Below are 11,164 nucleotides of genomic sequence, written 5' to 3' on the forward strand. Positions count from 1 at the left end.
ATTTAATATTCTATCTACCGAATTATAACGTAGTTCAGATCGTATTTAATAATTGATTATACTCTGAATTTTCTCCAACGTTTTCTTGAACATGTTTAACTCTGTCATATATTTTATTAGCCAATATTTCATTAAAAATAAACTGCCATCATATGAGATGGCCTTTGGCTCGGGACAAGAACTTGTACCGATAAAACAAAAAAAGCCGCTATTTTAGCGACTTTTAAAGGGACTATGTTCTTGTCCCTCGACAATTAACTTAGGAATGGGTGAAGTATTGGCTTGGCTTTTACATTTGGTCTAACAATTTACTCTGCAGCTTCTCCGATCATTTGCCGCTCGATTTGCTTCATTTCATAAAAATAGCCTTTGTGCTCCATCAATTCCGAATAAGAACCGGTTTCGATGATCTTGCCTTGGTCCATGACCACAATTCGATCCATTCCTTCCAATCCGGTAAGACGATGGCATATCAGGATGAGTGTATCTTGAGCCGCCTGTGCGTAGAGATGCTTAAGCACATGCTGCTCTGTCACATAATCCATCGATGAAGTGGGTTCATCCAAAAGCCACAGCCGTCCTTTGCGGAGCAGTGCTCGCGCCAGAGCCAGCCGCTGCTTCTCCCCATCCGACAGATTCTCCCCTTTTTCATACACCATATCGGTCAACGATTTATCTGGCAGCTGCACTTTAGCCAACACATCCAGCAATTGTTCGTCAGCATGTTGTTCCTCTCCCAGGAGCAAGTTATCACGGATCGTTCCCCGGAAGAAATGGCTTTGCTGCAGCACGACATTAGACGCTTCCCAAATGCTCTTCTCCTCCAGCTCCATTACCGAAACGTCATTTATTCGTATATCGCCAGCTGTTGGTGTACGCAGCTTGAGCAGCAATTCGATAATCGTAGACTTTCCCGAACCGCTCGGCCCGACAATCGCTGTTTTGGAGCCGGGTGATATATGCAGGGAGATGTCCTTAAGCGCCGGTCTCCACTCCCCTTCGTATTGAAACGTAACCCCGGATAGCTCTAACGAAACAGCTTGATCAAGAGACAACGCGAGCCCTGGCTGCGATGACTCCACCACGGCGGGTTTAACTGTTTCCGTCAGCCGTTTGGCTGCGTGTTCGCTATCCTCCTTATACGCGGGTAATGTAGCCATCGCCGCCGCTTCTTCAAACACGGTTAACGAGGCCATGACCAGCATAGCAAGAAATACCCCGGCGAGCGCTCCGTCCATAATTAAGTAGGCTCCGAGCGCGAGCACCCCCCAGGAAATAAGAAATGTAACCAACGTGTGCATCGCTTGCCCGCGGAGCAGATTCCTTGCTGCCCGCTGCTGCTCAACTGCAAGTGTAGCGGAAGCCTGCTGAAGCTGCTGATCCCGCTGAGCCAATTGCCCGTATACTTTCAAATCCCGGAAACCATACAGTACTTCGGTGACTTCCGTGGAAAGCTGCGCCCGCTGTTCGCGGACACGTCCATGTATTCTCCGCTGACCGAGCAAAACAATGCCCGGTACAAGGAATGCCGCTGCAAGCATGCCGATTACAAACAGAAGCGCGATCCAGAATGAGAAGGCAGACGTAAACAGCACCGTAGCTAAAAACACCATGACGACGATGATGGGCGGATAAGCCACTCGCAGGAAATAATTTTGCAAGCTCTCCACATCCCCAACGATCCGCGCTAGCAGATCCCCGCTTCGATTTCTATTCAATATACCAGGCGTTAAAGGAATAAGCTTGGAAAAAAAGGACGTCCGCAAACGACTAAGCATCGAGAACGTCGCCCGGTGAGAAAACAAGCGTTCTCCATAACGGCTTGCCGCCCGAAGCAGACCCAGCAGCTTGACCATCGAGGTGAGTACAATCAAGGTATACAGCGGTGGTGCGAATACGGTTTGCGAAATTAGATAACCGCTCGCGGAGAAGAGTGCCACACCCGATATGCCTGCGATGAATCCACCCAGAATCGAAAACAGGATATCTCTTCGCTCCTGAATCATCGCCTTTGACAGAACAGCCAGCTCATTCATGATGCTCCCCCCTTTTTCGCTCTATATCGATCATCTCGGCATACTGCGGCAGGCGCTCCAGTAGCTCATCATGCCGTCCGGCGTCAACTAATACGCCATTGTCCATGAACAAGATCTTGTCGGCTTGCTGAATGGTATATAATCGGTGAGCCACCGTAATCATCGTAGCCGTTTTTGCCAGTTTGGCAATGGAGTGCTGCAGTACCCGCTCGGTGTGCAAATCCAGTCCAACGGTAGGCTCATCAAACAGGATGATGGCCGGCCGCTTCAAAAAAGCTCGTGCCAAGGCAAGCCGCTGTCTTTCCCCGCCAGATAGTCCCCTGCCTCCTTCGCCAACAAAGGTACCCAGTCCATGCTCCAATTGGGCTGTAAGCGCAGCAAGCCCGGCTTCCTCAGCCGCCCGCTCTATTTCAGCATGGGTAACCTCCCCGCCAGCACCAATTGCAATATTTTCAGCTAATGTTCCTGCAAAAATATACGGGTGCTGTGTAATGTAGCTAACATGCTTAAACCATGCATTCTCATTGAATTGGGAGAGTGGGCTTCCATTCACCCGAACCGTTCCCGATGCCGGCTTCAGCAAACCTGCAATGAGATGCAGCAAAGTCGTTTTGCCGGAGCCGCTTTTGCCAACGATCGCGATGTGCGCTCCCGGAGCCATCGTGATCTCTCCCGTCTTAAGCTCGAAAGAATCCGGAGCATATTGAAAACGGAGATGATCCAGTTCCATGGATGGCGGCATACTGCCGATCTCGACGATATCACCGGATGCACCTGCACCGTCAGAGGTATTCGCTTCTTCGCTTTTCCCTGCCGTTTCCTCAAGCATCTGCTCCACCTTATGAATAGCACCCATACTTGTTCGACCGCTGTGAAAGGCGGTTCCCGTATTCTTTAACAAGTTGTAGAACTCGGGAACGAGCAGCAAAACAAAAAACGCGGTGTGGAACGTCATCGATTTGAATACAAGCAGCTGGATGGCCAGTTCGAGCGCGACAATTCCGATACTAAGCATCACAATCGACTCCAGCATAAAGGTATTCGTAAAAGCAATCTTCAAAATGCCCATTGTGGCATCCCGGTAACCCAGACTGCTGCGTTCAATCTCCTGCTGCTGACGGCTAGCCCGTCCAAATATTTTTAGCGTCACCAGTCCTTGAAGAGAATCCAGGAATGTACCTGAGAACTCGGCCAGCTGTGCATATTTTTCTTCGGATTTATTCTTCGTTTTAAGCCCTACCAAAATCATAAACAGCGGGATGAACGGGGCTGTAAACAGCATGATGAAGCCTGTGTTGGCATGCAGGGTAAATGTAACGATTAGAATCAAAATCGGGATGATTGCAGCTTCCACCATCCGCGGCATATATTGACTGAAATAACTGTCAGCCTCATCCACAGCATCTAGTAGAATACTGACCTTCCCTCCTGTCTGTCCACGCAGAGTTGAAGGCATGGAGGCATGAGTCAGGTTCTGCAGTACGGCTTCTCGCATACTCGTCTTGGCCGCAGCAGCCATACGCAGTCCAACCTTACCGTTTCCATATGACAACAGTGTGCGTACAACCATAATAGCCAGAAGCAGACCAAGCAGCACGATAACCGATGAAAAGGAAGCACGCTCCACAAAAATCCGCTGGACTGCTTCAGCAAGTAATCCAGCCTGACTCACAATAGCTGCGCCAAGCGCGAGTGAAATAACTGCGAGGAGAACTGTATTTTTCCTTTGTGAAGACATTTGCTGAGAAATCAGACTGGATTTCCTTTTCACAGTTTTCTCCTCCTTTATATGCAGGCATATAATGAAATCTCTTATACGCCGTAATGGACAATACCGCTTTATTTTTTTCCTTTTACATAATCCGCATCAAACAGGAATAGTTTGAAGACCAGCCATAGGGACGGGATTAAAAGGAACAGACCACCAATAAATGCAGCAACTAACGCAAAACCCATGGCTGGTGAAGTCGCGCTGCTCTGAACCGTGATGTATGGATCCAGAATATAAGGATAGTGCCCGATTCCATATGCGAAAAAAGCCGTGAAAAATTGCAGCATGACGCATATAAAAGCTAATCCGTATCGGCGTCCGTTGTATATCAGCCACATGGCGATCATGAAGAAAGCAACGGAAAGCCCGAGCAGCCACCATAAATCCATCATATTTTGAAAGTGCCGTTCATTGTGTTGACCCAAATAAATAAAAGCTGTCAGTGCAAGAATAATCGTCGGTGTGCTCCAGAACAGGGCATAGTTTCGCATCAGCTTCAGAGCAGCGTGATCCTCTGCCCGGGAAGCGTAAAATGTCAGGAATGTCCCGCTAATGAACAAGACGGATACAATTGCCAATCCAACGATGCTCCAGGATAACGGATTGGTAAACAGCTCCCAGTAATCCAGAGAAACCGTCTCACCCTGCTTCAGAATAAAGCCGCCTTCAGAAATCGTCAGCGCAACGGATAACGAAGCCGGAATGAGTAAGCCTGTAGCTCCGTATAAAAATAAAAACACAAGGCTTTTTTTGGAACCGTAATTTTCAAATGCATAGAACGAACCGCGAACGGCAAGCAGGATTACGGCTATGCTTGCTGGAACAAGCAGCGCGGCGCCATAATAATAGGCCGTGTCCGGAAAAAATCCGACAATGCCAATATAGAAGAATACAAAAAATACATTTGTGATCTCCCAAACGGGTGATAAATAACGGGAAATCAGACGGTTAATCAGATGATCCTGCTTCGTCAAACGTGCATAGAAAGCGAAGAAGCCTGCTCCAAAATCAATCGATGCGATAATTAAATAGCCATACAAGAACAGCCAGAGCACCGTGATGCCAATCAATTCGTAACTCATTGTGCAGGATCCCCCTTGTCTATCGTTTGATTATGCATTTCTTTCGCCCATTTCTCCATCTCAACTTCTGCCGGATTATTGTTGAACAACCGTCTTAACACGATGACACACACAATGCCCAGTACAATGTATAGCAGCAAGAAAACGAAGAATAAAGTTCTAATCGTCGGTGAAGTCGTGGCGGCTTCCTCTACCGTCATAATTCCACGGATAATCCATGGCTGTCGCCCAACTTCTGCATAGAACCAGCCGAGCTCTAGACCCAAAAAGGCGAGCGGTGCGCTGAGTGCGACGAGGCGAAGCATCCATTTGTTCAGCTCATTGCGCTTCTTCCAGAGCTTAAACAGGAAATAAAGCAGCGAAATCGCAACCAGAGCAAATCCGATTCCTACCATTAAATCAAACAAGTAATGCACGAGAAGCGGCGGCCATTCCTCCTGCGGGAACTCTTCCAGCCCTGTGACCTCTGCGTTAAAGTCGCCAAAGGCCAGGAAGCTAAGGAATTTCGGCAGATGCAGGGCACCTAGAATTTCATGCTCGGCATTCAGCCATCCCATTAGTATCAGGTCCGAACCACTTTCTGTCTCGAAATGCCACTCTGCCGCCGCAAGCTTCTCAGGCTGATGCTCAGCTAAAAACTTGGCGGACACATCCCCTGCCAGCGTGTTCAGCATGCCGAATAACAAAGCAACTGCCATCATGAGGTTCAGGGCTTTTTTGTGATAAGCGGAAACACCTTTTCTCAGCATCGCAAAGGCTGCAATACCAGCAAGTAGGATAGCCCCTGTCAAATAGGCAGAGCTTAATACATGGAATACCTTAGAGAACGTGGCCGTATTCAGCATCGCTTGCACCGGATCAACTGCTGTGAATTGACCTGCTTCCATGACAAAGCCTTCGGGCTGGTTCATAAATCCATTCACTGTCGTAATGAACACAGCAGACATACCTGCCCCAATCACAATCGGAATCGTCAACAGCCAGTGCGTATACGGGTTTTTGAATCGATCCCAGGTATACAAATAAATGCCCAGAAAGATAGCTTCAAAAAAGAATGCGAATACTTCCATGAATAACGGTAATGCAATGACGTTCCCGGCCATCTTCATGAAGTTCGGCCACACCAGGGCCAGCTGCAGGGAGATGACAGTACCGGTCACGACACCAACCGCAACCGAAATGACAAATCCTCGTGCCCACCTCTTCGCCATCAATGTATAATGAGGATCTTTCTTGCGGATCCCCATGAACTCTGCAATTGCGATCATTAATGGTATTCCGACACCAATTGTTGCAAAAATCACGTGGAACGCGAGTGTCAAACCTGTTACCAGCCTGCTCCACATTACCGTATCTATTGCCATTATGACTGCCTCCTTTCAAACTTCTGTTTCATTTTGGGGTAAATAAAAAGAGATTTTTTTCACAAAGTAAGGTGTTAAATTGACTACATCGATATCATTCTTGCGATATACTGCCCTTTTCTACGAACAGAGATCTGACAAACCTGTATAATCGGGTACGGAATGCAGACAAAAGCACGAGTATGAAACCTGATCGTACTGTTATTATATCTTTGTTCACCACGAATTCAATCATTGACACATGTTCGTCCTTAATTGTTCAATAAAAGGTCACCCTTTTCTGACAACTTAGTGAAAAACATCACAGTGAGCAATATCAAAATTACAAAAAAATGGACCAAGGAGTTTTGTACTCCTCTGGTCTACAGTATCCTCCGCACAAGAAACAGAATTAATTTTTCATATCCGCTTGATGGCTTGATAATCTACTCATAGTCGGTCGGAGGAAGTGCGTACGCCATCTCTATTGTATGGGAACATAGTAAGATACTTATCTAATCGGTAATCGGACCAAGTTCTCGTCCTGAACCCAAGACAAGAAACTTGGTCCAATAAATAAAAAAAGCCGCTTAAATAGCGACTTCCAATGGACTATGTTCTTGTCCCCCGACAATTCCCCAATTACCTTCTTTGAGATTACTTTATTTATAATAAAAACGGTAAATTCACATATGTCGAAGCATGAAATCTAAACTCGGCCTTGTTACAAAATACAAATAAGTTGAATCGGTTGTTTGAATATATGCAGCACCTTCCCATTCTTGCTCTATAGGAAAGAGAATGGATTTGAATTTTATTTTTTCTATTTTTTCATCTCCAACTACTATTTGCATGGATATGGGTTTATCATAGACATATTCTACAGCCCCCGATTTTTTCATCTCCTTAACATCTTCTGCTGATAATGGTTGATTTCCTCCTGACATCATATTCCCTTTTTCAAACACAATTAAAGATTGGATCAGATCAAATGCTTGTGGCTGCTCTAACTTGGTAATCTGACTCTGTTTTTCAGTATAGTAAAGATTAATCTTATCTGGAGTCCACTCCTCATTCTCACCATTCGGCATGAAGTACCATCCAAGTATGAAACCTAAAGCAAACGAAATGAGTAGCATAATGGGAAAGGTTTTATTGATTTTCATTCATTAAATCACCTTTCTCTAAATCTTTTAACGAACCGAACACAAAAAATGCTTTAAGCCAAAATTACTTCATCTTAATTACTTCATCAGGTTCATTTCCTTGTTGGACATTAAAATTTCCTATTTGCTTACCGTTAATATCATACAGAGGAATTGTTCGAACACTCTTAGAGGAAAAACTACGTTGTTTAGCTAATGCTTCTGCAGGAGTTTTAGGCATTTCTGTTTCCAAGTCTTTTGCGCGCACATATCCTTGAGTACCATCTTCACCAATTGCTTGAATTAAATCTGGTTCTTCATTTTGTGCTGCATTTTCAGCAGATCCATATGTCTCGCCATACTTGTTTACCGAAAAAATGGAAGTGTGTTTTTGTGAGTTGGTAGTAGCTATAGCAGAACCAAATTGCATACCTTCTAACGTCACACCAAGTACAAAGGTAAATCCGAGTACAAACGTTATTTTTACAGATTTCATTTCGCATTCCTCCAAACTTAGTTAGCAACAATAGGAGTGGTATTTATTGTGAAAGCATCATATCCATTACCATTTTACGCTTCAGTCGATACATAACTTGAGTAGTTACCTTTTCCACAGTTACCATTGGTATAGGTTGTCATTCCAGTAGTAGGCGAACTGTCATTATAAACCCAATCTTTTTAAAATAGTCTTACATTAATTACAACGTATTTCAGAAATAAAAGTTATGTTTTTTTGGAAATTATTATCTCCAACAGATGACCTAATCGGTGGTACGAAATGAATCACATTAACGCAATTCTATTTTCAAATATCAAAAAAAACGCAAGAATTCGTGTCTCTGCAGGATCCTTGTTCCCGGCTATAAGCGCCTTATATAGCTTATATTATTTTTATTCTGATAAGATACCAGTTCACCTCCCTTATCTTACTTAATTTACTCTACCCCTCACCCTCCTGTATTGAGCTAACCTGCCCGTTAGCTTAACGAAAATAAAGACGTTGCAAACTACTCTTGGTTTGATTCAACTATCTTTTCCCGATGGTTCAACGATTTGATCTGTAGTAAATACTCCAACAAAAAAAGGATCAAACCGATACTACGGTTTGATCCTTTTACCTATCTAGTCTTTTCAGTAGAATCCGGGTGACTAATCCTGGTTTATAGATTCCTTCTCTTACTTTCCTGTAATAAACAGCCCGAGTTGTGCCACCAGGGTGCTGCCAATATAGGTTCCGCTAAATACGAATATCGCAACAATGGCAATTTTCCAAGAGGTATTCTTTAATTCAACAAGACGATTTGCAACCGATATTCCTGCAAACGTAAGGATCGGTGTCGTAATTGAAAGGAAATCAACTGCTTGAATCGCCTCTACAAAAAAATCAGATAGCAGGCACATGACAAGGGAAGTGATAGATACCCACCCTAATACCGGAAATTCCCTCAATAGTTTAATGCGTGAAGAATTTAATTTCTCCGATATAAAGATTCCGATCATGGAGAAGGTCCAAAGAGAAAACAATCCTGCTATTGTCATCCCAGTGACCGGCGCTGAGCTAGGATCCTTCATATGTTTAATGAACTGCGTATACAGAATCATCGCTGTACTTAAGAGAACAATCAGACCGTATTTGATGTATTTATTACGCAGCAAGTTTTGCATGTTTTTCATTCTTGTCACCTCGTGTAAAGATTCGATATAGGAATTGCTGTAAAGGAGCCGCAAGGAACACCATAGTAAACGTTCCTAAAAAGCTGGTCAGCAGCTGGCTAGCGGATGCATAGGCTAGGATCGTGCTCTCCTGTTCAGGAACCTGTGCAACCAAGGATGCCGAAGATGCGCTCATCATACTTCCTGAGCCGACTCCGGATGCCATGGCCAGGGCTTCTATGCGGAAACCTAAACTAAGCAGAATCGGTGCAAATATGCTGAAAAATATGGTGCCGAACAAGGTTCCAATAATATATAACGACAGTACTCCTCTTCCCTCTTTCGAATCCAGCGTGTATTTTTCCGAAATGTATGCAAGCTCACCTTCACGTCCAATGCCCAGCGTAGCGCCAATCGCCTCTCGTCTTAAGCCGATCAGAAGCGCAACAGGAAGTCCAATAATCACGGTTCCCAGGTTACCCAGCTCCTGAACAAGGAATATCGCCCCAATTTGGAGAATTTCACCGATTTTTGGGGCAACGTCCGCACCGTATCTCGCCATAAGCGGAAGCATAATCAAGATTAGATACTTGCCGGCAAACTCTATATTTCCCTTGCTGTAGACCTTTTTCCAGAAGCCTTTACGCAGAAAATTGAGTCCAAGTACCATCGTAATCATAATCGCAAACACGAGAGGCAGCAGTCCGATGGATATCCCACCCAGTGAGATACTCTGAAAACCAATCATCTCTGAGATCGTTATAACAGCCAGTGCAAAGATAATAAGGTAAATAAAATTATTTTTCTTCATGATGACTTCCTTCCTCTTCCGAAATAATCTCGTTAATCAGTTGGGCATAATCTTCATAACTTCTTTTGTACAATCTGGATTTATCTATTTCCCCGTTCATCTTCTCGAACACCTGCGCCAGGAATCTTGGGAAAATCTCATATATAAATGCGGGATCGATATCGATGAAGTCATCACCATGAATCGTCCCGGTAAAGCCGCTGTAACCGATTTGAATACACGGAAGCATGTAGGACAGGTCCCCGATATCCCCCGCTGCACTGATCGGATCTGCATCCAAAAGCACTTCAATTTCCTGTGTATCTTCAAATGCCTCTTTTACAAAGGAGGACAAATAGCGATTTTGTCTAAAAGGCAGATACCCCATTTGAGTGGAGATCTCTACATCTCCCTGTAGAGCGAGAGCACTTCCCTTGGCCGCGTCATCCAGCTTCCCTGCAGCTTCCTTCATATAATCAACGGATAAAGTCCGCAAATCCGTTCCTACGGTAATCCGGTTTGGAATCACGTTAGTTGACATATCTGAATGCATGACAATCGGATTGATCCGTACCTTTTCTGAGTCTTTAAGCTGCTGACGACTCAAACCAACCGCTACATTAAACAGAGTAGACATGTTGTACGCATTTTTTGAGGAGAAAGGATCAAAGCCTGCGTGAGATGCTTGTCCGATAAAGGTATATCTTTTATACAGAAAACCAGCTAAATCGCAATTGATATTAACGGTGCGCTTTGCAAATTCCCCGCCAATAGCATGTACACAAATGCCCAAGTCAATATCATCAAAGACGCCGAGCTTCATGGCTTCCGGCTTGCCCCCGTAATGAGTTATTTTATGCTGCTTAATGAGCTCATCCCGGAAGGCCAGATCCAAATACTCCTCTGCCGGTACAAAAATAAAGGATAGTTTGTAATCAAAATGGTTGTAGGCCTTGCTAGTTACAAAATAGCTGTATAGAGCAAGCGCAATGGCAACCTGCGAGTAATGACCACAATTATGGGCAGCGCCTGTAACCTTGTCGGCATGCATATGAGAAGGAGCATATACCGCATCCAATTCTGCGATCAATGCAACAGTCAGCTCTTTATCAGGATCGCCTAACGTGGTCCGGATGCCGGTTGTACTGAATTCCTCCAGCTGAATATCCGGATTTAGCTGTTTTAAATAAGAGATTACTATTTGTTTGGTTCGTTCTTCTTTATATCCCAGCTCCGGATTATGATAAATATCTTCTGCAATTCTCTTAATATCCTCGTACAGGTTTTTGAAAATCAACTCAAGTTCCTCCATTCCATTCATCGAAAGCTTACCGGTGAGTCTAT

Annotated in this window: 9 protein-coding genes; all 9 read right to left on the reverse strand. The window is 44.6% G+C overall.

Going from position 1 to position 11,164, the window contains the following annotated elements; translation table 11 throughout:
- Nucleotides 1-308: 308 nt before the first annotated feature.
- Nucleotides 309-2,036, reverse strand: a complete 1,728-nt coding sequence (gene cydC / locus BN1234_RS17455) for a thiol reductant ABC exporter subunit CydC (RefSeq protein ID WP_054957923.1) — start codon at nucleotides 2,034-2,036, stop codon at nucleotides 309-311.
- The gene (gene cydD, locus BN1234_RS17460) at nucleotides 2,029-3,807 is read right to left on the reverse strand and encodes a thiol reductant ABC exporter subunit CydD (protein WP_054957924.1); all 1,779 of its coding nucleotides are present in this window, start codon (nucleotides 3,805-3,807) and stop codon (nucleotides 2,029-2,031) included. Before cydD ends, cydC begins: the two co-directional genes overlap by 8 nt.
- Before the next feature lie 68 nt (nucleotides 3,808-3,875).
- Nucleotides 3,876-4,889 (reverse strand): cytochrome d ubiquinol oxidase subunit II, encoded by a 1,014-nt coding sequence (locus BN1234_RS17465; RefSeq protein WP_054957925.1) that lies wholly within the window; start codon nucleotides 4,887-4,889, stop codon nucleotides 3,876-3,878.
- A complete protein-coding gene (locus BN1234_RS17470) occupies nucleotides 4,886-6,253 on the reverse strand; it encodes a cytochrome ubiquinol oxidase subunit I (RefSeq protein WP_054957926.1) in 1,368 nt (455 codons plus the stop codon). Before BN1234_RS17470 ends, BN1234_RS17465 begins: the two co-directional genes overlap by 4 nt.
- Nucleotides 6,254-6,918: 665 nt before the next feature.
- Nucleotides 6,919-7,398, reverse strand: a complete 480-nt coding sequence (locus BN1234_RS17475) for a hypothetical protein (protein ID WP_054957927.1) — start codon at nucleotides 7,396-7,398, stop codon at nucleotides 6,919-6,921.
- A 64-nt stretch (nucleotides 7,399-7,462) separates the two neighbouring features.
- Nucleotides 7,463-7,873: a hypothetical protein gene (locus BN1234_RS17480; protein ID WP_054957928.1), complete on the reverse strand. Its 411-nt coding sequence runs from the start codon at nucleotides 7,871-7,873 to the stop codon at nucleotides 7,463-7,465.
- A gap of 680 nt (nucleotides 7,874-8,553) precedes the next feature.
- Nucleotides 8,554-9,042, reverse strand: a complete 489-nt coding sequence (locus BN1234_RS17485; RefSeq protein ID WP_054958039.1) for a hypothetical protein — start codon at nucleotides 9,040-9,042, stop codon at nucleotides 8,554-8,556.
- Nucleotides 9,023-9,841 carry a DUF3100 domain-containing protein gene (locus tag BN1234_RS17490; protein ID WP_054957929.1) on the reverse strand — a complete coding sequence of 273 codons (819 nt, stop codon included), beginning with the start codon at nucleotides 9,839-9,841 and terminating at the stop codon, nucleotides 9,023-9,025. The genes BN1234_RS17485 and BN1234_RS17490 overlap by 20 nt, the downstream gene beginning before the upstream one ends.
- Complete coding sequence (locus BN1234_RS17495) at nucleotides 9,828-11,117, reverse strand: M20/M25/M40 family metallo-hydrolase (RefSeq protein WP_054957930.1); 1,290 nt, start codon at nucleotides 11,115-11,117, stop codon at nucleotides 9,828-9,830. Before BN1234_RS17495 ends, BN1234_RS17490 begins: the two co-directional genes overlap by 14 nt.
- Nucleotides 11,118-11,164 lie beyond the last annotated feature (47 nt).

Origin of the sequence: Paenibacillus dakarensis, from assembly GCF_001373415.1 — a bacterium.
GTDB classification, from domain to species: domain Bacteria; phylum Bacillota; class Bacilli; order Paenibacillales; family Paenibacillaceae; genus Paenibacillus_AQ; species Paenibacillus_AQ dakarensis.